Here is a 21471-nt window from a genome sequence, read left to right as displayed (position 1 = left end):
CCCTGCGCCCGATGCGATTAGCTAGCGACGATATTGACCAATTTGCCAGGCACCACGATCACTTTGCGGATCGTCAGGCCTTCGGTAAAGCGCAGCACGTTCTCGTTGACGCGTGCGGCCGCTTCGACTTCTTCACGGCTGGCACTGGCCGGCATGTCGATCTGGCCACGCAGCTTACCGTTGACCTGGATCACCAGTTGCAGCGTGTCCTGTACCAGGGCGCTGTCATCCTGCACCGGCCAGCGCGCATCGATGACTGCGTCGCTATGGCCCAGACGGCTCCACAGGTCGTGACTGATGTGCGGCGTAATCGGTGCCAGCAGCAGGGTGACCGTTTCCAGGCCTTCCTGTACCAGTGCGCGGTCCTGTTCGGTCGCTTGCGGGGCTTTCTCCAGCACGTTCATCAATGTCATCACCTGGGCGATGGCGGTGTTGAACTTGTGGTTTTGGCCTACATCCTGGCTGGCTTGCTTGATGGCCAGGTGGGTGCTGCGGCGAATAAGTTTCTGCTCGTCGCTCAGGGACGCCACGTCCAGCTTGGCCGGCAGGCCCTGGCTGACATGGGCGTGAGCCAGGCGCCAGACGCGCTTGAGGAAGCGGTGCGAGCCTTCGACGCCGGAGTCGGACCATTCGGCGCTCATGTCAGGTGGCGAGGCGAACATCATGAACAGACGGCAGGTGTCGGCACCGAACTGGTCGATCATCGACTGTGGGTCGACGCCATTGTTCTTCGACTTGGCCATTTTCTCGGTACCGCCGATCTCCACCGGCAGGCCGTCGGCGATCAGCTTGGCGCTGATGACCTTGGCTTTGCTGTCGCGCTCAAGTTCGACGTCCGCCGGGTTGAACCAGGTGTAGGCGCCATTGGCTTCGCGGCGATAGTAGGTCTCGGCGATCACCATGCCTTGGGTCAGCAGGTTCTTGAACGGCTCGTTGGAACTCACCAGGCCTTCGTCGCGCATCAGCTTATGGAAGAAACGCGCGTACAGCAGGTGAAGAATGGCGTGTTCGATGCCACCAATGTACTGATCCACCGGCAACCAATGGTCAGCCGCGGATTTTTCCACCAGGCCACCCTCGTAGTGAGGCGAGGCGTAGCGGGCGTAGTACCACGAGGACTCCACGAAGGTGTCCATGGTGTCGGTTTCACGCTTGGCAGGCTGGCCGCATTTAGGGCAACTGCACTCGTAGAACTCAGGCATGCGTGCCAATGGCGAACCGGCGCCGTCCGGCACCACGTCTTCCGGCAGCACGACTGGCAACTGGTCTTCCGGCACCGGCACGTCACCGCAGGTATCGCAGTGGATGATTGGGATCGGGCAGCCCCAGTAACGCTGGCGGCTGATGCCCCAGTCGCGCAGGCGGAACTGGGTGCGCGAGGCGCCGAGGTTCTTCTTGATCAGTGCGACTTCGATGGCGTCGAAGGCGCCGGCGAAGTCCAGGCCGTCGAACTCGCCGGAGTTGATCAGCGTGCCGTGCTCGCCATAAGCGTCTTGCCACGGGGCCGGGTTGGTGTCGCCCGAACTGGTGCGCACCACCGACTTGATCGGCAGGTTGTATTTGGTGGCGAATTCGAAATCACGCTCGTCGTGGGCCGGTACAGCCATTACTGCGCCATCGCCGTAGTGCATCAACACGTAATTGGCGACCCAAACCGGCAACTTCTCGCCGGTCAGTGGGTGCTCGACGAACAGGCCGGTCGGCAGGCCTTTTTTCTCTTGGGTGGCGACGTCGGCTTCAGCCACGCTGCCGCCTTTGCATTCGGCGATGAACGCCTGCAGCTCGGGGTTGTTCTGTGCGGCCTGGGTGGCCAGCGGGTGCTCGGCGGCCACGGCGACGTAGGTCGCGCCCATCAGGGTGTCGGGACGGGTGGTGAAGACTTTGAGTGCGCCCGCTTCGCCGATGGAGTCGACGTTGTACGGGAACTGCACTTCCATGCCCTTGGACTTGCCGATCCAGTTGCGCTGCATGGTCTTGACCTGTTCAGGCCAGCCCGGCAAATCGTCGAGGCTCGACAAGAGTTCATCCGCGTAGGCGGTGATCTTGAAGTAGTACATCGGGATTTCGCGCTTTTCGATCAGCGCGCCGGAACGCCAGCCGCGCCCGTCGATCACCTGCTCGTTGGCCAGCACGGTCTGGTCGATCGGGTCCCAGTTCACGGTGCCGCTTTTTTTGTAGATCACGCCTTTTTCGAACAGGCGAGTGAACAGCCATTGTTCCCAGCGGTAGTAATCCGGCTTGCAGGTGGTCACTTCGCGGGACCAGTCCACCGCCAGGCCCAGGCTGCGCAGCTGGGTCTTCATGTAGGCGATGTTTTCGTAGGTCCACTTGGCGGGAGCCACGTTGTTTTTCATCGCAGCGTTTTCCGCCGGCATGCCGAAGGCGTCCCAACCCATGGGTTGCAGGACGTTCTTGCCTTGCATGCGCTGGTAGCGGGAAATCACGTCGCCGATGGTGTAGTTACGCACGTGCCCCATGTGTAGCTTGCCGCTGGGGTAAGGGAACATCGATAGGCAATAGAAAGTCTCCTTGCCTGGCTGTTCACTGACTTCAAAGGACTTTTGCTCGTCCCAGAAGGTTTGGGCGGCATTTTCTATTTCACGGGGCTGATATTGTTCGTGCATGGCTACTTTTGAACTGGATAGGGGTGGCCTAATCCTCTTCGGTGCAACGTTCAGGTTGTTCGACACCAAAAAGCGGCGCGTCCGTGCCCAAACCCTGCGGGAAGTGGAGTTACAGGAAGCGCCGTAGCATACATGACCCCACTCTATCGAGGGAAACCCTGATTGCGTAGCCGAGGCCGTCTGTCGCGGCGCCGGGCAGGCGCAGCAACGAGGGCTACGCTGTTCAGTGGGGAGCAAGTCTTTCTTCAATGAGGTGAGGGGATGGTTGAATCGCAGCGAATCGCAACTAAACCGGACGTCTACGAGGGACTGATCGACCGATTGGGTCGTGCATTGGATGCAGCGAGGACAGCGGGCCGATTGCGTGATGAACGGCCTGTCGAGTTGGAACTGCGTGGATTGAGTCGCGCGGAGTTGGAACTGATCAAGGCTTACCTGGAACGCAACAAACGCAGTGCGCGCCCTTGGGTGGCAACCCCGCCAGTCCAAGAGCCTACGCACTCTGCCAAGGTGGTGTGGCTCAAGGACTTGCCGGCCGGTCGTGGCCCGGAAACATTCCGGTCCGCCCGCTACAAGTAGTTAACCCCCCGCTGAACAACACCATTGCGCTATTTCACTGTAGAGATTGTCGCTAAACCCCGTTACACCTTAGGCTTCGGGCATCTTTGGAGATGCCCGATGCCTATTCGTTATTTCATTAAACAACTGCTCCTGCCGCCCGGCATTCTCTTGCTGCTGCTGGCCCTTGCCTGGTGGTTTAGACGCACTCGCCCACGTTTGGCCGGCTGCTGCTTTGCCCTGGGGTTTGGCGGCATGTGGTTGATCAGCTTGCCGGTGGCCGTGGAGTGGGGCGCGCGGGCCCTGGAGACCGAGCCTCCGTTGGCGCGTGAAGACTGGTCGACCCTGGCCCAGCGCGCCGACGCCATTGTGGTGCTGGGCTCGGGACGCGAGCGCGGCGACCCGGCATGGGGTTCTGATCAGCCTACCGGTATTGGCCTGGAGCGCCAGCGGTATGCCGCCCGACTGGCCAAGGCGTCCGGCCTGCCGGTGCTTACCACCGGGGGATTGCACTACGGCACGCCGCCCAGCGAAGCTGAGCTGATGGCGGTATCGATGCAGGATGATTTCGGCGTTACGGTGCGCTGGAAGGAAGAGCGCAGCCGTACCACCTGGGAAAACGCACAGATGAGTGCCGAGATTCTATTGCCCGAGGGCATCAAGCGTGTGGTGGTCGTGACACAGGCCTGGCACATGCCGCGTTCGGTGTGGAGTTTTGAAAAGGCCGGCTTCACCGTGGTGCCGGCGCCGGTGGGGTTTCTGGGCGTGGACAATGCCCGGCCGCTGGGTGGATGGATGCCCGAGTTCAAGTCGGTGTGGCAGAGCGGGCAGTTGATCAACGAGGCGGTAGGGCAGGTGGGGTATCGGTTGTTCTATCGATAACCCTGCTGATTAAAATGCAGATCAAGATGTAGGAGGGGGCAAGTCCTCTCCCACATTTTGATTCGCGTTGGCTGTTAGACGGTTTTTGACATCCGGCCTGCCAGCAGCGCCCAACCAAACAACCCCAGGCACACGATGATCAGCGGCCACGAGCGCCATTGCAGGTATGGCGTCAGGTTATGCATCGGCACCACTTCGCCATAGAGGATTCCGCGCTCGAATTGCGGGATCTGCGCAGTGATCTGGCCAAACGGGTTGATCAACCCAGTCACGCCATTATTGGTCGCACGGATCATCCAGCGCCCAGCTTCCAACGCACGCATCTGCGCCATTTGCAGGTGCTGCAGCGGGCCAATGGAGCGGCCGAACCAGGTGTCATTGCTGATGGTCAGCAGCAGGTCGCTCTGGGCCGACAGTCCGGCGGCGAATTCCGGGTAGACCACTTCGTAGCAAATGAAAGGCGCGATCTGATAGCCCTTCGCCTGCAACATCGCCTGGTCGGCGGGGCCGCGGGCGAAGTCCGACATCGGCAGGTCGAAGAAGGCAATCAGTCCGCGCAGCATGTCCTGCAGCGGCACGTATTCGCCAAACGGCACGAGCTTCTGCTTCAGGTAAGTGCCGTCGCCTTCGCCTACCACGGTGATGCCATTGAAGTAGCGCTTCTGGTGGTGCACTTCCTGGCGTATTGGCACGCCGGTGATAAGCGCGGTGTGTCGGTCGGCGGCAAACTTGCCCATCATCCCCAGGTAGCCCTCGACGGACTCCTTGAGCACCGGCACCGCCGTTTCCGGCCACACCAGCAGGTCGACAGGCTTGGAGCTGAAACTCATGTCGCGGTACAGCGCGAGCTGCGCATTGAGCTGCTCGGGGTCCCACTTCATGCTTTGTTCGACGTTGCCCTGGATGGCCGCTACGGTCAGCGGAGCGCCGGACGGGGACGTCCAAGCGTGATGCTTGAGCGCCAGGCCGATGGCCCAGGGGGCGACCAGCAACACCAGACCTGCGCCGATAAACCCATTGCGTTTACTGGCCAGCAGGCGCGGCAGGTTGCCCAGCAGGGCCGCCGTCAGTGCCAGGGCAAAGGAAATCAGCCACATGCCACCCACTGGCGCCAGGCCGGTGAGGGGGCCGTCGAGCTGGCTATAACCGGAGTACAGCCACGGGAATCCGGTGAGGAACCAGCCGCGAAAGGCTTCCTGGCCGACCCACAATGCGGCAAACGTCAGCGCATCTGCCAACGGTGCTTCATTGCGACGCAACCAGCGCGCCCACAGCCAAGCCGGCAGGGCGAAGAACCAGGCAATGGCGGCGGTGAACAACAGCATCAGGAACCCCGCCAGCAGCACCGAAGCGCCGCCGAAGTGGTGGATACTGTAGTAAATCCAGCTGGTGCCAGCACCAAACAGGCCGAAACCGAAACACCAGCCACGGCCCAGGGCCTGACGGGGTGTCAGCTCTCGCAGGCCGACATAGAACACTCCCACCGCGATCAGTGCAAACGGCCACAGATCGAACGGCGCCAGCGCCAGGGTAGTGATGGCGCCGGCCACCACGGCCAGCAAGTTACCGGGCCAGCCGGGTGCGATCATGCGGCGCATTTCAGTCCTTAACGGGCAATAGGGGTCAAGCGGATCAAGTGGATACGACGGCTATCGGCATTCAGGATGCGGAAGCGATACGCGCCGATCTCGGTGGTTTCGTTACGCTTGGGCAGATGCCCGAACGCACTCATTACCAGGCCGCCAACGGTGTCGAACTCGTCGTCGGAGAATTCGCTGTCGAAAAACTCGTTGAAGTTCTCGATCGGCGTCAGCGCCTTGACCAGGAAGTCACCGCTCGGCAGCGGCTTGATGTAGCTGTCTTCTTCGACGTCGTGCTCATCTTCGATGTCGCCGACGATCTGTTCCAGCACGTCTTCGATGGTCACGAGGCCGGCCACGCCGCCGTATTCGTCGATCACAATGGCCATGTGATTGTGGTTGGCGCGGAATTCGCGCAGCAGCACATTCAGGCGCTTGGATTCGGGTACGAAGGTGGCGGGACGCAGCAGGTCCTTGATGTTGAAGCTGTCGCCGTTCTCCTTGAGGATCAGCGGCAGCAGGTCCTTGGCCAGCAGGACGCCCATGACGTCGTCATGGCTTTCACCGATCACCGGGTAGCGCGAGTGCGCGGAGTCGATCACGGCCGGGAGGAATTCCCGCGGGGTCTGGGTCGCCTTGATGCTGATCATCTGCGAGCGCGGGACCATGATGTCCCGTACTTGCAGGTCAGCGACCTGGATGGCGCCTTCGACGATGGCCAGCGCTTCGCTGTCCAGCAACTTGTTCTGGTGGGCCTCGCGCAGCAGCTCCAGCAGCTCCTGGCGGTTTTTCGGCTCGTGGGCAAAAGCCTGGGTCAGTTTACCCAGCCATGACTTTTGCCCGTTGCTCGATCGGTCTTCGCTCATAGCGATTACTCTAAATCCTTTGTTGTGTCAGTTATGTTTCGTCGTCTGCATACGGATCAGGGTGACCCAGTTCGGCAAGCAACGTTTGTTCCAGTGTTTCCATTTCCTCGGCTTCGTCATCGTCTATATGGTCGTAACCCAAGAGATGCAAGCAGCCGTGGATGACTAGATGAGCCCAGTGGGCTTCCAGCGTCTTACCTTGTTCCTTCGCCTCGCGCTCCACCACTTCGACGCAGATCACCAGATCGCCCAGCAACGGGATATCCAGCAGCTCGTCGGGTACGTCGGCGGGGAACGACAGCACGTTGGTCGCGTAGTCTTTCTGGCGCCAGGTGTGGTTCAACTCGCGGCCTTCGGGCTCGTCCACCAGACGGATGGTCAATTCCGAGTCGGCAGTGCGCTGGCGCAGGGCCAGTGCGCACCATTGGCGGAATTGTTCTTCACTGGGGGCGGGCGCCTCGGTGGCCAGTTGCAGGTCAAGCTCAAGCATCGCGGCGAATGTCCTTTGACAGTCCGTCGTCGCGGTGTTCGAAGCGCTCGTAGGCTTCGACGATGCGTTGCACCAGCGGGTGGCGCACTACGTCCTTGGGTGAGAAATGCGTGAAACTGATACCCGGCACGTCCTTGAGCACTTCAATCACATGGCTCAAGCCCGACTTGGTGCCCTTGGGCAGGTCAACCTGGGTAATGTCGCCTGTGATGATGGCCGTCGAGCCGAACCCGATGCGGGTCAGGAACATCTTCATCTGCTCGACCGTAGTGTTCTGGCTTTCGTCGAGGATGATGAAACTGTTGCTCAAGGTGCGGCCGCGCATGTAGGCCAGCGGGGCGATTTCAATCACCTGGCGTTCGATCAGCTTGGCCACGTATTCAAAGCCAAGCATCTCGTACAGCGCGTCGTAGAGTGGACGCAGGTACGGGTCGATCTTCTGTGCGAGGTCGCCGGGCAGGAAACCGAGCTTTTCGCCCGCTTCGACCGCCGGGCGCACCAGCAGGATGCGGCGCACTTGCTCGCGCTCAAGGGCATCCACTGCACAGGCCACGGCGAGGTAGGTCTTGCCGGTACCGGCGGGGCCGATGCCGAAATTGATATCGTTGCCGAGGATTGCCTTGACGTACTTCTGCTGATTCAAGCCCTTTGGGCGAATCATGCCTTTCTTGGTACGCAATGCCACGCTGGCTTCAGCGACGGGGTTGTTAGCCAAGTCTTCCACAGCCGACTCCTGCAAATACAGGTGCACGGTTTCTGGCGACAGCTCGCTACCCTTGGTTTCGCGGTAGAGACGGCGCAGCAGATTTTCTGCAGATTTAGTGGGCTGGGCTTCACCAATAAGCTCGAACTGATTGCCGCGATTGCGGATCTCGATGCCCAGGCGTTGTTCGATCAGGCGCAGGTGCTCGTCGAACTGTCCGCACAGATTGGCGAAACGGCGAGCCTCAAAGGGCTCAAGGATAAAACGATGGGGTTCTACTGTGGGTGCGTTCAAGGTCGCTTTTAGCCGCCCTTTGGCTGTTTAGGTGAAAGAGAGGATAACGCCAGTGACGCGGGTACGAAAGCACTTACGTCATTGGAATGTTGCACGGCTCCTATGTGGGAGGGGGCAAGCCCCCTCCCAAATTTATTGCACCAGAGAGCCGCGCAGCGAGTGTGGTTGCGCCGCATCGATGTGCACATCGGCAAATTGGCCGATCAGGGTTGGATTGTCGCAACGGAAGTTGACGATCCGATTGTTCTCGGTGCGGCCCTGCAATTCGCCGGGATCTTTCTTCGAGTAGTCGGTGACCAGGATGCGCTGGACTGAACCGACCATTTGTCGGCTGATCTCGAAGCCCTGCTGGTTCAGTCGGTGTTGTAGCGCGTTCAAGCGCTCTTTTTTCAGCGCTTCCGGGGTTTCGTCCACCAGATCGGCGGCGGGTGTGCCGGGGCGTTGGCTGTAGACGAACGAATAGGAGAAGTCGAAACCGACGTCTTCAATCAGCTTCATGGTCTGCTGGAAGTCTTTTTCGGTCTCGCCTGGGAAGCCGACGATAAAGTCTGAGCTGATGCAGATGCCCGGCACTGCTGCACGCAATTTGCGCAGTTTGGATTTGTATTCCAGGGCGGTGTGATTGCGCTTCATTGCCGACAAGATGCGATCCGAACCCGACTGCACCGGCAAATGCAGGTGCTTAACCAGCTCAGGCACGTCGGCGTGGGCCTGGATCAGGCTGTCGGAGAACTCCAGCGGGTGCGAAGTGGTGTAACGGATGCGCTCGATACCGTCCACTGCTGCCACTACGCGGATCAACTCTGCCAAGTCCGCCAGGCGCCCGTCCTCGGTCAAGCCGCGATAGCCGTTGACGTTCTGGCCCAACAGGGTCACTTCGCGCACGCCGTTTTCGGCCAGGTGGATGATCTCTGCCAGCACGTCGTCAAAGGGCCGGCTGACCTCTTCGCCACGGGTGTAGGGCACCACGCAGAAGGTGCAGTACTTGCTGCAGCCTTCCATCACCGATACATAGGCGCTTGGCCCGTCGATACGCGGCTCAGGCAAATGGTCGAATTTTTCGATTTCCGGGAACGAGACGTCTACCTGAGGCAGCTTGGTGATACGGGCCGCGTCGATCATTTCCGGCAAGCGGTGCAGGGTTTGCGGGCCGAAGACCACGTCGACATAGGGGGCGCGGTCGCGGATCGCGGCGCCTTCCTGGCTGGCCACGCAACCGCCGACGGCGATTACCATCTCTGGATTGGCCAGTTTCAATTCACGCCAGCGGCCCAACTGCGAGTACACACGGTCCTGGGCACGCTCGCGGATCGAGCAAGTATTGAGCAGGATAACGTCGGCATCTTCGGCGCGGGCGGTGACTTCCAGGGCCTGGTGTTCGCCCAGCAGATCGACCATGCGCGAGCTGTCGTACTCGTTCATCTGGCAACCGTGGGTTTCGATATAAAGCTTCTTGGCCATGGGAATCGTCAACTGGTGGTAAAGAACCGCGCATTATAGGGGGCATGCCCATTGGTTCCTAGCGTTGTGCATCGGGTGCCATGCTATAGTTCGCGCCCTCTTTTATATCCCCGATGTGTTATCCGCCCACCATGACCAAACGCGAAGCTCCAATCTACAAGGTGATTTTCCTCAACCAGGGCCAGGTGTTCGAAATGTACGCCAAGCAGATCTATCAAAGTGATCTGTGGGGCTTCCTGGAAGTGGAAGAGTTCGTCTTTGGCGAGCGCACCCAATTGGTCGTCGACCCGGGCGAAGAAAAGCTCAAGGCGCAGTTCGAAGGCGTGGTGCGCAGTTTTGTGCCGATGCATTCAATTGTGCGTATCGATGAAGTCGAGCGGCTGGGCACGCCGAAGATCAGCGAGGCACGGGGCGTGAGCAATGTCATGCCGTTTCCGATGCCAATGCCTGAGAAGTAAGACGGCTGTCAGGGCAGGGGTGAGAAGGGCGAACGCCCATCGGCACTCTGCAGTTCCTGCAGGTAGTTGCGGAAAATCTGGCCCAAGACCTGGGTGGCCACTTCCAGTTCATCGCGCTGCATGTGCTCGGCGACTTCGTCGGCCGTGTCCAGCGCGTCTTCGGCGCCGTTGACGGCGGCCATTTTCAGCACGATATACGCCTGAACGTTATTGGCCGGCACGCCTTCGCCTTTGAAGAACATGGTGCCTAGCTGGAATTGTGCCTGCGCGTGGCCCTGCAACGAGGCTTTCTCGAAGTAGCTCAAGGCTTTGTTGAGGTCGAGGGCGGGATTTTTGCTGTCGTGGTAGTACTCGCCCAACTCATATTGCGCCTGCGCATCACCCTCGTCGGCCTGTTTCTGGCACGCGCTCAGGGATTCGGCCTGGCTGTCTGGCTGGGTATTGAGGGTGCAACGACCCATCGCTGGGATTAACAACGAGTTGCCGCCTGCTTGGGCATTTGCCAGCAGCGGCTGAAGGAGCAACAGGCAGCCCAGTACCAGGGTGCGGCCGGTGCGTTTCATGGGAATCGACTTACCTCTGACGGGGCGCGCGGACCCTCACGGGATCCAATAAGCGCGCATTATGAAATAAGCAGGCCTCTGCTTACAAAGTCTTTACTCGTTTTTCTGCTGCTTGGGCAAGTTATCTGCCGGATTGCAGGTGAATTCTCGAAAAAATAAGGAAATCTCTGTAAGCAAAGTAGCAAATCTGGCGCCACCCACAGCGACGCCAGATGTTGCGACCGTTTATTTCAGGGCAGCGAATGCGCGTTCAGCGGCGTCCAGGGTCAGTTGCAACTCGGTTTCGCCATGGGCAATCGATGTGAAGCCCGCTTCAAAGGCACTCGGCGCCAGGTACACGCCGCCTTCCAGCATCAAGTGGAAGAAGCGTTTGAACAGGTCGGCGTCGCTGCCCATCACGTCATCAAAGGTGACGATATCGTCCGCACCGCTGAAGTACAGGCCGAACATACCCCCCGCCTGCGTGGTGACAAACGGGATGCCGGCCGCATCGGCGCGCTGTTGCAGGCCGTCCAGCAGGCGAGTGGTGTAGTCGGTCAGTTCAGCGTGGAAGCCCGGGCGGCTGATCAAACGCAGCGTGGTCAGGCCGGCAGCCATAGCCAGCGGGTTACCCGACAGCGTGCCTGCCTGGTAGACCGGCCCCAGTGGCGCGATGTGCTGCATGATTTCGCGTTTGCCGCCGAAGCAGCCTACCGGCATGCCGCCGCCGATGATCTTGCCGAAGGTGCTCAGGTCAGGCGTGACGCCATAGTGCGCCTGGGCACCACCAAGGGCGACACGGAAGCCGGTCATCACTTCATCAAAAATCAATACCACGCCATGCTTGTCGCACTGCTCGCGCAGGCCTTCGAGGAAACCCGGTGCAGGTGGTACGCAGTTCATGTTGCCGGCCACCGGCTCAACAATGATGCACGCCACGTCTTGGCCGACTTCGTTGAGCATCTGCTCGACGGCGGCTATGTCGTTGAACGGCAGCGTCAGAGTGTGCTTGGCAAATGCCGCTGGCACACCGGCCGAGCTGGGCACGCCTTGGGTCAAAAGGCCGGAGCCGGCTTTTACCAGCAGGCTGTCGGAGTGGCCGTGGTAGCAGCCTTCGAACTTGATGATGCTGTCGCGGCCGGTGAAACCACGGGCCAGACGAATCGCGCTCATGGTGGCTTCGGTGCCGGAGCTGACCATGCGCACCATTTCCATTGACGGCACGATTGAGCACACCAGGTCAGCCATCTCGGTTTCCATGGCGGTAGGGGCGCCGTAGGACAAGCCGTGCTCCAGCTGTTTACGCACTGCATCCAGCACGTCCGGGTGGCTGTGGCCCAGGATCATCGGGCCCCAGGAACCGACGTAATCTACATAGCGTTTATCATCTTCGTCGGTGACGTAGGCACCTTCGGCATGCTTGAAGAACAACGGCGTGCCGCCCACGCTCTTGAACGCACGCACGGGGGAGTTCACACCGCCGGGGATGTGTTTCTGGGCATTGGCAAACAGGGTTTCGGAACGAGACATGGTGGGGCTCTCTGAATTCAGGATTTGATTAAGGCGTTGAAAGCGCGGGCGCGGCGCGTGACTTCCTGGGTGCTGTCGGCACCGAACAGGCCGTGGACCACGGCCAGTAAGTCGGCACCGTGGGCCACCAAGGGCTCGGCGTTTTCCAGGGTGACGCCCCCGATCACGCAGATCGGCAGGTGCAGGCGCTTGCGGGCCTCAGCCAGCATTTCAAGGGTGGCGGCAGGTGCACCAGGCTTGGTATTGGAATTGAAGAAGCGACCGAAGGCGACGTAACTGGCGCCTTCGCGGGCGGCCTGTTCGGCCAGTTCAATCTGGCTGTGGCAGGTGGCGCCGATGATGGCTTTGGAGCCCAGCAGCGCACGGGCCGGTGTCAGCGGGCCGTCGGTCTGGCCCAGGTGCACGCCGACGCCCAGGCGCGCGGCCAACTCGGCGTCATCGTTGATGATCAGTTGGGTCTTGTAGCGCGAGCACAGTTCACGCAGCTTTTCGGCTTCACGCAGGCGCCGAGCTTCGTCGCTGCTTTTGTCGCGGTACTGCAACAGGGTCACGCCACCGTCCAACGCCGCTTCCACATAGGCGAGGAATTTGCCAGCCAACAGTTGGCTGTCGGTGATGGCGTAAAGGCCACGTAGTTTCATCGGGCAGGCCTCTTGATGTTCGAGCAGAAAGTTACGAGCAGAAATCCAGCGGCAGCCGGCGCGGTACAAACTGGCCCTGGCCGAGCTGTTCAGCGTCACGCAGGGTGCGCCAGGTGTAGTTGAGCGCCGATTGCACCGCGCTCACCAGACCTTCGCCCTGAGCGATCCTCCCGGCCAGTGCGCTGGCCAGGGTGCAGCCCGAACCGTGATAGCTGCCGGGCAGGCGCTGGCAGGTAAAGGTCTGGTGCGTGCCGTCGCGGCTGTAGAGGCGGTTGTGCACTTCATGCTCGTCGCCATGTCCGCCGGTGATCAACAGATGCTTTATAAATGGCAGCAGTTTTTCGGCGCATTCGTCCGCGGTGCCTTCGGGCAGTTCGGCGAGAATGCGCGCTTCGGGCAGGTTCGGTGTGGCAATCAGCGACAACGGCAGCAGCCGCTCGCGCATGGCGTAGCCCACTTCGTCCTTGCCCAGGCTCCCGCCGCCGCCGGCACGCAGCACCGGGTCGCACACCACCGGCAGGTGCGGATGCGCCTGCAGCAGTTCGACCACGGTGTCGACCATTGCGGTGGAACCGAGCATGCCCAACTTGACCGCCGCTACTTCGGAATCGCCGAGCACGGCATTGGCCTGGGCCAGTACCCACTCGCGGTCGAGCACGCGAAAATCGCTGACATTGACGGTGTTCTGCACGGTCAGGGCAGTAACGGCCGGAGCCGCGTGGCACCCTTGGGCGAGCAGGGCTTCGATATCTGCCTGCAAGCCGGCGCCACCACTGGGATCATGGCCGGAGAGACAGAGGACAACAGGGCGAGAGCTGTAGATATTCATGGTGCGCGAGCTTACCACCAAACGCTTTTGGCGTGGCCGTCGCCCGATGGTTGAATTTTGTCCAGGAGGCGACGCTTTTTTGGCACTTTTCTTCTCGCAAAAGTGTGCTGAAAGCCTTGTCCTAGAGCCTTCAGGAAAATTATTTCAATGGTGTCCAATGGCCTTTAGCGGCTATGCTAAAGTGGATCCAAACAACTTAACTGTATCGCCGGTGTACGTCTTCTCAAAAGGAATGGGGGCTTTTGACATAACCGGACAGGCCACGCTGGGGCTCTATGCGCTATTTGCTGATCTTATTGTTGTGCGGGCTGCCGATGCTCGCCAACGCCATCGAGTTCAACCAGGACACCCGCAGCCTGGCACTGGGCCGAGCCATGCAAGTGCTCGAAGACCCGACCGATGCCCTCACGATTGCCGATGTCAGCGCGCCTTCCGCCGCCCGACAATTCAAACCCCACGATAAAGACACCCTCAATGCCGGCTATTCACGCTCGGTGTTCTGGCTCAAGGTCAACCTGCATTACCTGCCACACAGCCCCGAGGCCCAACGTACTTGGTTGCTGGAGTTGGCCTACCCGCCGCTGGACCACCTTGACCTGTACCTGCCCGACAGCACCGGCAACTATCGCCTGGCCGGGCGCACCGGGGATGCGTTGCCGTTTTCCGCCCGTGAGATTCGCCAGAACAACTACCTGTTCAAGATCGATTTCACCCCCGGCGAGGCGAAAACCGTGTACCTGCGCCTGCAAAGCGAAGGCTCGATCCAGGCGCCGCTGACCCTTTGGTCCAGCACCGCCTACCTGGAACAGCAGCCGCTGCGCTTGTATGTATTGGGCCTGATCTACGGCGTGTTGTTGGGGATGCTGGTGTACAACCTGTTTATCTACCTCAGCGTGCGCGACACCAGCTACCTCTATTACATCTTCTATATCGCCTCGTTCGGCATGTACCAGTTGTCGGTCAACGGCGCGGCAGTGGAGTATTTCTGGCCGAACAACCCCTGGTGGGCGAATGCCGCGACGCCGTTCCTGATCGGTGCGGCCGCGTTGTTTGGCAGCTTGTTCGCGCGCAGCTTCCTGCATACGGCGCAGCACAGTCGCTGGATCAACCGCTTACTGCTGGCGTTGGTGGCCTGCGGTGCCGTGGTGATGTTGTTATCGCTGATGACCAGCTACGCCCTGGCGCTGCGCCTGGCTACCGGCTTGGCGTTGGTGTTTACCGTGACTATCTTTGTCGCCGCCATCAAGGCCTGGTACTGCGGGCAGCGGGTGGCGCGCTATTTCATCATTGCTTGGTCGGCCTTCCTGCTGGGCGGAGTGGTGAATACGCTGATGGTGCTGGGCTACCTGCCCAATGTGTTCCTTACGATGTACGCCAGCCAGATCGGCTCGGCGATTGAAGTGGCGCTGTTGTCCCTGGCGTTGGCTGATCGCATCAATGCCATGCGTGAGCAACAGGCGCAGATTCTGCTCGACGCCAGCCAGAAGCTCGAAGTGCTCAACCAGCAACTCGCCCGCAGCAACCGGCTCAAGGATGAGTTCCTCGCCACCCTGACCCACGAACTGCGCACCCCTATGAACGGCGTGATCGGCTCCCTTGAGTTGATGCAAACCGTGCCACTGGACGACGACCTCGCGCAATACCAGCAAACCGCCGCCGGCTCGGCGCGGGACATGATGCGCATGGTCAACGGCATTCTGACCCTCACCGAACTGCAGGCCGGGCGCCTCAGTGCACAGCTTCAGGTGTTCAGCCTACGCGGCGTGCTCGACACCTTGCGCCAGCAATTCAGCGCCAGCGCCCAAGCCAAAGGCTTGGCGTTTTCCATTGATGTGGCCGATGAACTGCCGGACCGCGTGGTGGGCGACGCAGACAAACTTATCCAGTGCCTGGATTGCCTGCTGGACAACGCATTCAAATTCACCCACGAAGGCGCCGTGCGCTTGCGGGTGGTGGGCGTGCCCCACAGCGACGGTGGCTTGCGCCTGAGCTTTATTGTGACCGACACCGGTATTGGCTTCGCCTTCCTCGACGAGGCCACCCTGTACCAGCGGTTTTTCCAGCTGGATGGCTCCATGACTCGTGAATACGGCGGCATGGGTATCGGCCTGGCTATCTGCCGGCAATTGATCGAGCTGTTGGGCGGGCGCCTCACGCACCATTCCGAGCCAAGCAAGGGCAGTCGTTTTCAACTGGAAGTGGAAGTCAGCCCGGTGGCGCCTGAAGCAAAACCGGCGGCGGATCGGCAGCGCGCGCCTCAGGATTGCGCGGTGCTGCTGGTGGATGACAACAGCATCGGCCAACTGGTGGTGCGCGGCATGTTGCTCAAACTCGGTTACCGAGTGAAAAACGTGGACAGCGGCCCGAGCGCATTGGCGGCCTTGCAGAGAGGCAATTTCGACGCGGTGGTGTTGGATATACCTGAGGGCGGCTTCTCATTGTGCTGTCAGATCCGTGCACTGCCGGGCTGCGCAGAGTTGCCGGTGATTGCCTTGAGCACGTCGCTGAATGTGTCTGAGCGCGAGCACTGTCATGGCATCGGTGTGTCCGACCGCCTCGCCAAGCCTGTGCGCTTTGAGGCCTTGCGGGCCGTGTTGGAGCGCCGGGTGCTGTGTCCGCAAGAGGGTGAAAGCGCCGGGCATTCGGCGGGTATGTCACTTTTTTAAGGCGGGTGACGGTGCTTAACTGAAATTCAGGCCTCAACTCAACGGGGCTTTTTCCATGAGGCCCCGTCATGAACCTGCACCCGTTCGCCGAAACCCACGACGTCACTAACCAGCCCCCATCCCTGGATGGCACCAACCTTTACCGCATCGATCTGCCGTTGCAAGAGTGGTCGCGCCGCTTTGGTGCCGGCTGGGCGCAACCGCGCCTCGATGCCTATGGCGCGCTGGCCGGTGGGCCGTTGATGGCGGCCGGTTTCCTGGCGAACCAGAACAAGCCCGTGTTCAACAGCCATGACCGTTATGGTCATCGCATCGACCTGGTGGAATTTCATCCTGCTTACCACGAACTGATGCGTATCGCCGTCGAACACGGCCTGCCGTCGTTGCCGTGGGCACACCCGCAGTCCGGCGCTCATGTGGCGCGGGCCGCGATGACTTATCTCCACAGCCAGGCCGAAGCCGGCACTGGCTGCCCGCTGACCATGACCTTCGCCTGCGTCCCGGCCCTGCGCCTGCAATCGGACCTGGCGAAGACGTGGTTGCCGAAAATCCTCAGCACCGAATATGACCCGCGCAATGTCGGTATCGCCCATAAGACCGGCGCCACCATCGGCATGGCCATGACCGAAAAACAGGGCGGCACCGATGTGCGGGCCAATACCACTCGCGCGTATCCGGTAGGGGCCGGCGGTCCAGGGCACGCTTATGAGCTGGTCGGGCATAAGTGGTTCTGCTCGGCGCCGATGTGCGATGCGTTCCTGACGCTGGCTCAGACTGACAAGGGCCTGACCTGTTTCCTACTGCCTCGGCACCGCCCGGATGACACGCGCAACGAGTTCTATATCCAGCGCCTTAAAAACAAGCTCGGTAACTGCTCCAACGCCTCCAGCGAAGTGGAGTTTCGCGGTGCCCTGGCCTGGATGATCGGCGAAGAAGGCCGTGGCGTGCCGACCATCATCGAGATGGTCGCCATGACCCGCTTTGACTGCATGGTCGGCTCCAGCGCCTTGATGCGCCAGGCGTTGACCCAGGCCAGTCATCATTGCGCCCATCGTTTGGTAGGTGGCCGTGTACTCAGTGAGCAACCGCTGATGCAAAACGTGCTGGCCGACCTGGCCCTGGAAAGCGAAGCCTCGCTGGCCTTGAGCATGCGCATGGGCTGCGCCCTGGATAATCTGGGTGATGAGCGGGAGGCCAAATTCGCCCGGCTGGTGACAGCGGTGGGCAAATATTGGATCTGCAAGCGCGCCCCGGCGATGATCAACGAAGCCGCCGAGTGCATGGGCGGCGCGGGGTATGTCGAGGACAGTATCCTGCCGCGCTTGTACCGTGAGGCACCGGTAAATTCGACGTGGGAAGGTTCCGGCAATGTGCAGTGCCTGGACGTGCTGCGCGCTCTGTCCAAAGAGCCCGGCGTGCTGGAAGCGCTGTTTGTCGAACTCGGTGACGGGCATGGTGATAAGCAGCTGGCGCGGCACATCGAACAACTGAAGTCGGCGTTCATGGACACCCAGGACATTCAGTATCGCGCGCGGCAGTTGACTGAGGACATCGCCGTGGCACTGCAGGCCAAGTTATTGCTGGAGGCCGGTCATGGGGCGGTCAGCGATGGGTTTATCGCCAGCCGTTTGGGCCAGTCGTCTGGCCGCGTCTACGGCACCTTGCCGCGTGGCGTCGATGTCGGGGCCATCGTCGCGCGCTCAAGCCCCAATGTCTCTGAATAGACACGGTCCAAATGTGGGAGGGGGCTTGCTCCCGATGGCTGAGTGTCCGTCAGCCTATCTATAAACTGACCCACCGCTATCGGGAGCAAGCCCCCTCCCACAAGGATTGCAGCCATCTTGGGAGGGCACTCCAATTCAAGGTTTGCGTCTGACAGGGATACAGGCAAGATAAAGGCCTGCAAGTCAGAACACAGGATGCTTACCGTGACCGAAGCTTTTGTTGTCGTTCAAACCGCCGAAGAGGCCGTGGATCGGCTGGCGGCCCTGCATGAGCGGGCTACCGGCGCGCTCAATCAAGCCCTCAAGCAATACCTCAAGGACCGCGTCGAACCCGACGCCGCACAACGCGCGTTGTTTCGTTATCCAGAATTGCGCCTGACCTACCATTGCCACGGCGAAGTCCCACAGACTACCCGGGCGTATGCCAAGGTCCAGCTACCAGGGACCTACAGCGTCACCGTCACCCATCCGGCGGCGTTTCGTAAGTATTTGCTGGAACAATTGGTGCCGCTGATGCACGACTTCACCGTGACGGTGGAAGTGGGCGTCAGCCAGCAGAACATTCCGTACCCGTACGTGGTGGAGCAGGGCGACGAACTGGCCGGCTCCGGCGTAACCGCGGCCACCCTGGCCCGTGTGTTCCCCAGCACCGATCTGTCGGCCGCCACCGATGGGATCGCCGACGGCCTCTACGACTGGGAAAACACCGACCCGCTGCCCCTGGCACTGTTCGATGCGGCGCGTGTGGACTTCTCCCTGCGCCGCCTGGTGCATTACACCGGCAGCGACTGGCGCCATGTGCAGCCGTGGATCCTGCTGACCAACTACCACCGTTATGTCGACCAGTTCATCCTGCATGGCCTGGAGCAACTGCGCAGCGACCCGCGCTTTATCCGCATGGTGCTGCCGGGCAACGTGGTGATCGATAAGAGCATGGACCACGGCGAAGCATCGGCCATTGCCGCGGGCGTGGTCTGGCATCGCTATCAGATGCCGGCCTATCACCTGCAGGCCAGCGATGGTCACGGCGTAACGCTGGTGAACATCGGCGTCGGCCCGTCCAACGCCAAGAACATCACTGACCACCTGGCCGTGCTGCGTCCGCATTGCTGGCTGATGATTGGCCACTGCGGCGGCCTGCGCCAATCCCAGACCATTGGCGACTACGTACTGGCCCACGCCTATATGCGCCGCGACGGGATTCTCGACCGCGTGGTGCCGCCGAACATTCCAATCCCGGCCCTGGCCGAAGTGCAGATGGCTTTGCAGCAAGCCGCCGCCAACGTCACCGGCGAAAAAGGCGAAGAGCTGAAAAAGCGCCTGCGCACAGGCACCGTGCTGACCTACGACGATCGCAACTGGGAACTGCGCTGGGCCCAGGAACGGCCATTGATCAACTTGTCCCGCGCCGTGGCGGTGGACATGGAAAGCGGCACCATCGCCGCCCAGGGCTACCGCTTGCGCGTACCGTACGGCACGTTGTTGTGTGTGTCGGACAAGCCGCTGCACAGTGAGATCAAATTGCCGGGTTCGGCCAACGCGTTCTACGAACGTGCGGTCAGCCAGCACTTGAAGATTGGCATCGAGGCGGTGGACCTGTTGCGCACCGAACTCAACTCGCTGCACTCGCGCAAGCTGCGCAGCTTCGACGAGCCGCCGTTCCGCTAAGCGGTTGGGATGGTCATTTAGCGGTCAGGCCACTAGCATTGTCGGTCCTGACCGTTAGATGTTCCTTTTGCCATGTCCCGTCCTACTCGCCCCGATTCGCGCCGCCCTGGCGTGAAACCTCCGTATTCTGCTGCGCGCCGTGTTGCCAAGGCGCCGCCTGCCGAGCCGAAGTTGGTCCTGTTCAATAAACCCTTCGATGTGCTGACCCAGTTCAGCGACGAAGGCGGGCGCGCGACGCTCAAGGACTTTATCGACATCCCCGGCATTTACCCGGCAGGCCGCCTGGACCGTGACAGCGAAGGCCTCTTGCTGCTGACCAACGATGGTCAGTTGCAGGCGCGTATTGCCGATCCCAAGCACAAACTGGCGAAAACGTACTGGGTGCAGGTGGAAGGCGAACCCACCGAAGCATTGCTGCAACGCCTGCGCGACGGAGTAGAGCTCAACGACGGCAAAACCTTGCCCGCCGAGGCCCGGCGTTTGAATGAGCCTGAGTTATGGCCACGCAACCCGCCGGTACGCTTTCGCAAAAACCTACCGACTTACTGGCTTGAACTGGTGATTCGAGAGGGGCGTAACCGCCAGGTGCGACGCATGACCGCCGCCGTGGGCCTGCCGACCTTGCGTCTGGTACGGGTGCGTATTGGCGATTGGACCATCGACGGCCTGGACCAAGGCCAATGGAAGGAAGTACCCGCGCGTTTATAAAGCGCCGGACTCGATGAGGCCGATCACCACGCTCTTGATGATGAACGCGGCCACGCCCAGGCCCAGCACGAAAAACAGGATGAACGAACCAAAGCGCCCGGCCTTGGATTTCTTCGCCAGGTCCCAGACGATAAAGCCCATGAAAATGATCAGGACAGTGACCAGGCCGGTCATCATCCATTCTTCGAAGAGTGCGGGGTCGATGTTATTCATGGGGGCTTCCGACGGGGCAGGCGGCAAGTATACGGCAGCGTCACAGGTGCAACATTGACTTGGATCGAAGTGCGTTCCAAATGTGGGAGGGGGCTTGCTCCCGATGGCGGTGTGTCAGTCAGCTAATCTGTGGCTGACACACCGTCATCGGGAGCAAGCCCCCTTCCACAGTTGACCTTCACCGATCTTAAGTACGCAGGTGGGTCAGCGGCAATTCGGTGCTGTTGAGCACCTGGTTCAGCACAAAGCTCGACCGGACGCTGGTCACGCCTTCAATGCGAGTGAGGTGGCCCAGCAGCAGCTTCTGGTAGTGATCCATGTCCGGCACCACCACTTTCAACTGATAGTCAGCATCCATCCCCGTCACCAAACTGCACTCCAGCACCTGGGGCAAGGTGCGGATGGCTGCTTCGAAATTTTCGAAGCGCTCCGGTGTATGCCGGTCCATACCGATCAGTACATAGGCGGTGAGGCTCAGGCCGAGCATCTTGCGGTCGAGCAGAGCGACCTGGCGGGAGATGTAGCCGTCGTCCTCCAACTGCTTGACCCGGCGCGAGCACGGCGACGGCGACAAGCCGATGCGCTCGGCCAACTCCTGGTTGGAGATCCTCGCGTCGCGCTGCAATTCCGCCAAAATACTCAGGTCGTATCGGTCAAGCTTGCTCATTGGGTTGGCCTTTGTCGTAACTATTGCGGCGAATTATCCATGAAGGGTTAAAAATTGCGCAAGCACTGTTTATTGACGCAATCTTCGCAATCATCTGTCGGGCGCTGGCGGGTATCTTTATCAACAGAATCACCGCCTGGACAACAGTCCACAGCAGCTCGCCCAATCAGGCCTGCTGCGGCCGCCACCCCAGCAGGGTTGAGCCGGCCTCCAGGCTGCACACTGTCCACAAGACGGCGTGAGGTGAGCCAACGTCAAAAGCGTTGAGCATGGACGAAGTTCTCAAGGGGTGGCCGACGGGTCACCCCTTTTCTTTTGCCTTAAGAAAATTGTTCTCGTGACTGATAACCTGTCTCAGAACCGGGCG

19 protein-coding genes are annotated in these 21471 nt (G+C 60.7%); 7 read left to right on the top strand and 12 right to left on the bottom strand.

Going from position 1 to position 21471, the window contains the following annotated elements:
- Positions 1-17 precede the first annotated feature (17 nt).
- Complete coding sequence (gene leuS / locus G9Q84_RS16650; protein WP_032884604.1) at positions 18-2624, bottom strand: leucine--tRNA ligase; 2607 nt, start codon at positions 2622-2624, stop codon at positions 18-20.
- Between the two features lie 261 nt (positions 2625-2885).
- Between leuS and G9Q84_RS16645 the strand changes: the two genes are divergently transcribed.
- Both G9Q84_RS16645 and G9Q84_RS16640 read left to right on the top strand, forming a co-directional pair.
- Positions 2886-3203, top strand: coding sequence for a hypothetical protein (locus G9Q84_RS16645; protein ID WP_181643741.1), 318 nt, complete (start codon positions 2886-2888; stop codon positions 3201-3203).
- A gap of 99 nt (positions 3204-3302) precedes the next feature.
- Entirely contained in the window at positions 3303-4064 is a 762-nt protein-coding gene (locus tag G9Q84_RS16640) for a YdcF family protein (RefSeq protein WP_095186210.1), read from the top strand.
- A 74-nt stretch (positions 4065-4138) separates the two neighbouring features.
- Here the strand turns inward: G9Q84_RS16640 and lnt are convergent, their stop codons facing one another.
- From lnt to miaB, 5 genes are all read right to left on the bottom strand, one after another.
- Complete coding sequence (gene lnt, locus G9Q84_RS16635) at positions 4139-5662, bottom strand: apolipoprotein N-acyltransferase (RefSeq protein ID WP_181643740.1); 1524 nt, start codon at positions 5660-5662, stop codon at positions 4139-4141.
- Positions 5663-5670: 8 nt separating this feature from the next.
- Positions 5671-6510: an HlyC/CorC family transporter gene (locus G9Q84_RS16630; RefSeq protein WP_005791724.1), complete on the bottom strand. Its 840-nt coding sequence runs from the start codon at positions 6508-6510 to the stop codon at positions 5671-5673.
- Between the two features lie 31 nt (positions 6511-6541).
- A complete protein-coding gene (ybeY, locus tag G9Q84_RS16625; RefSeq protein ID WP_032884608.1) occupies positions 6542-7000 on the bottom strand; it encodes an rRNA maturation RNase YbeY in 459 nt (152 codons plus the stop codon).
- Positions 6993-7997 (bottom strand): PhoH family protein, encoded by a 1005-nt coding sequence (locus G9Q84_RS16620; RefSeq protein WP_181643739.1) that lies wholly within the window; start codon positions 7995-7997, stop codon positions 6993-6995. Before G9Q84_RS16620 ends, ybeY begins: the two co-directional genes overlap by 8 nt.
- Positions 7998-8129: 132 nt before the next feature.
- Positions 8130-9458 (bottom strand): tRNA (N6-isopentenyl adenosine(37)-C2)-methylthiotransferase MiaB, encoded by a 1329-nt coding sequence (gene miaB, locus G9Q84_RS16615; RefSeq protein ID WP_032884610.1) that lies wholly within the window; start codon positions 9456-9458, stop codon positions 8130-8132.
- A 131-nt stretch (positions 9459-9589) separates the two neighbouring features.
- Here miaB and G9Q84_RS16610 point away from each other — a divergent pair, with 131 nt between their 5' ends.
- Positions 9590-9916 (top strand): DUF1820 family protein, encoded by a 327-nt coding sequence (locus tag G9Q84_RS16610; RefSeq protein ID WP_003236992.1) that lies wholly within the window; start codon positions 9590-9592, stop codon positions 9914-9916.
- An 8-nt stretch (positions 9917-9924) separates the two neighbouring features.
- Here G9Q84_RS16610 and G9Q84_RS16605 read toward each other — a convergent pair whose 3' ends face one another.
- From G9Q84_RS16605 to G9Q84_RS16590, 4 genes are all read right to left on the bottom strand, one after another.
- A complete protein-coding gene (locus G9Q84_RS16605) occupies positions 9925-10479 on the bottom strand; it encodes a tetratricopeptide repeat protein (protein ID WP_032884611.1) in 555 nt (184 codons plus the stop codon).
- A 225-nt stretch (positions 10480-10704) separates the two neighbouring features.
- The gene (gene hemL, locus G9Q84_RS16600) at positions 10705-11988 is read right to left on the bottom strand and encodes a glutamate-1-semialdehyde 2,1-aminomutase (protein ID WP_032884612.1); all 1284 of its coding nucleotides are present in this window, start codon (positions 11986-11988) and stop codon (positions 10705-10707) included.
- A 17-nt stretch (positions 11989-12005) separates the two neighbouring features.
- The gene (gene thiE / locus G9Q84_RS16595; RefSeq protein WP_032884613.1) at positions 12006-12629 is read right to left on the bottom strand and encodes a thiamine phosphate synthase; all 624 of its coding nucleotides are present in this window, start codon (positions 12627-12629) and stop codon (positions 12006-12008) included.
- A 31-nt stretch (positions 12630-12660) separates the two neighbouring features.
- Positions 12661-13458 carry a hydroxymethylpyrimidine/phosphomethylpyrimidine kinase gene (locus G9Q84_RS16590; protein ID WP_032884614.1) on the bottom strand — a complete coding sequence of 266 codons (798 nt, stop codon included), beginning with the start codon at positions 13456-13458 and terminating at the stop codon, positions 12661-12663.
- A gap of 275 nt (positions 13459-13733) precedes the next feature.
- Between G9Q84_RS16590 and G9Q84_RS16585 the strand changes: the two genes are divergently transcribed.
- From G9Q84_RS16585 to G9Q84_RS16570, 4 genes are all read left to right on the top strand, one after another.
- On the top strand, positions 13734-16124 hold the full coding sequence (locus G9Q84_RS16585; RefSeq protein WP_095186214.1) for a hybrid sensor histidine kinase/response regulator: 2391 nt from the start codon (positions 13734-13736) through the stop codon (positions 16122-16124).
- A gap of 68 nt (positions 16125-16192) precedes the next feature.
- On the top strand, positions 16193-17848 hold the full coding sequence (locus G9Q84_RS16580) for an acyl-CoA dehydrogenase family protein (RefSeq protein WP_181643738.1): 1656 nt from the start codon (positions 16193-16195) through the stop codon (positions 17846-17848).
- Positions 17849-18043: 195 nt separating this feature from the next.
- The gene (amn, locus tag G9Q84_RS16575; protein WP_163033266.1) at positions 18044-19516 is read left to right on the top strand and encodes an AMP nucleosidase; all 1473 of its coding nucleotides are present in this window, start codon (positions 18044-18046) and stop codon (positions 19514-19516) included.
- A 72-nt stretch (positions 19517-19588) separates the two neighbouring features.
- Positions 19589-20224, top strand: coding sequence for a pseudouridine synthase (locus G9Q84_RS16570; RefSeq protein WP_242461451.1), 636 nt, complete (start codon positions 19589-19591; stop codon positions 20222-20224).
- Here the strand turns inward: G9Q84_RS16570 and G9Q84_RS16565 are convergent.
- Positions 20219-20428 carry a DUF2788 domain-containing protein gene (locus tag G9Q84_RS16565; protein ID WP_032884769.1) on the bottom strand — a complete coding sequence of 70 codons (210 nt, stop codon included), beginning with the start codon at positions 20426-20428 and terminating at the stop codon, positions 20219-20221. The two genes, G9Q84_RS16570 and G9Q84_RS16565, sit on opposite strands and share 6 nt — an antisense overlap.
- Positions 20429-20624: 196 nt before the next feature.
- On the bottom strand, positions 20625-21104 hold the full coding sequence (locus G9Q84_RS16560; RefSeq protein WP_003176264.1) for an Lrp/AsnC family transcriptional regulator: 480 nt from the start codon (positions 21102-21104) through the stop codon (positions 20625-20627).
- Positions 21105-21471 lie beyond the last annotated feature (367 nt).

It is taken from the genome of Pseudomonas sivasensis, from assembly GCF_013778505.1.
GTDB lineage: Bacteria > Pseudomonadota > Gammaproteobacteria > Pseudomonadales > Pseudomonadaceae > Aquipseudomonas > Aquipseudomonas sivasensis.
The sequence above is the reverse complement of the archived record's forward strand: the minus strand, read 5'-3'. Positions and strand labels throughout refer to the sequence as shown.

What these genes read in the sequence shown, in the direction of transcription:
- leuS (WP_032884604.1), bottom strand. Translation starts at nt 2,624, where the DNA reads ATGCACGAACAATATCAGCCCCGTGAAATAGAAAATGCCGCCCAAACC.
- G9Q84_RS16645 (WP_181643741.1), top strand. Translation starts at nt 2,886, where the DNA reads ATGGTTGAATCGCAGCGAATCGCAACTAAACCGGACGTCTACGAGGGA.
- G9Q84_RS16640 (WP_095186210.1), top strand. Translation starts at nt 3,303, where the DNA reads ATGCCTATTCGTTATTTCATTAAACAACTGCTCCTGCCGCCCGGCATT.
- lnt (WP_181643740.1), bottom strand. Translation starts at nt 5,662, where the DNA reads ATGCGCCGCATGATCGCACCCGGCTGGCCCGGTAACTTGCTGGCCGTG.
- G9Q84_RS16630 (WP_005791724.1), bottom strand. Translation starts at nt 6,510, where the DNA reads ATGAGCGAAGACCGATCGAGCAACGGGCAAAAGTCATGGCTGGGTAAA.
- ybeY (WP_032884608.1), bottom strand. Translation starts at nt 7,000, where the DNA reads ATGCTTGAGCTTGACCTGCAACTGGCCACCGAGGCGCCCGCCCCCAGT.
- miaB (WP_032884610.1), bottom strand. Translation starts at nt 9,458, where the DNA reads ATGGCCAAGAAGCTTTATATCGAAACCCACGGTTGCCAGATGAACGAG.
- G9Q84_RS16610 (WP_003236992.1), top strand. Translation starts at nt 9,590, where the DNA reads ATGACCAAACGCGAAGCTCCAATCTACAAGGTGATTTTCCTCAACCAG.
- G9Q84_RS16605 (WP_032884611.1), bottom strand. Translation starts at nt 10,479, where the DNA reads ATGAAACGCACCGGCCGCACCCTGGTACTGGGCTGCCTGTTGCTCCTT.
- hemL (WP_032884612.1), bottom strand. Translation starts at nt 11,988, where the DNA reads ATGTCTCGTTCCGAAACCCTGTTTGCCAATGCCCAGAAACACATCCCC.
- thiE (WP_032884613.1), bottom strand. Translation starts at nt 12,629, where the DNA reads ATGAAACTACGTGGCCTTTACGCCATCACCGACAGCCAACTGTTGGCT.
- G9Q84_RS16590 (WP_032884614.1), bottom strand. Translation starts at nt 13,458, where the DNA reads ATGAATATCTACAGCTCTCGCCCTGTTGTCCTCTGTCTCTCCGGCCAT.
- G9Q84_RS16585 (WP_095186214.1), top strand. Translation starts at nt 13,734, where the DNA reads ATGCGCTATTTGCTGATCTTATTGTTGTGCGGGCTGCCGATGCTCGCC.
- G9Q84_RS16580 (WP_181643738.1), top strand. Translation starts at nt 16,193, where the DNA reads ATGAACCTGCACCCGTTCGCCGAAACCCACGACGTCACTAACCAGCCC.
- amn (WP_163033266.1), top strand. Translation starts at nt 18,044, where the DNA reads ATGCTTACCGTGACCGAAGCTTTTGTTGTCGTTCAAACCGCCGAAGAG.
- G9Q84_RS16570 (WP_242461451.1), top strand. Translation starts at nt 19,589, where the DNA reads ATGTCCCGTCCTACTCGCCCCGATTCGCGCCGCCCTGGCGTGAAACCT.
- G9Q84_RS16560 (WP_003176264.1), bottom strand. Translation starts at nt 21,104, where the DNA reads ATGAGCAAGCTTGACCGATACGACCTGAGTATTTTGGCGGAATTGCAG.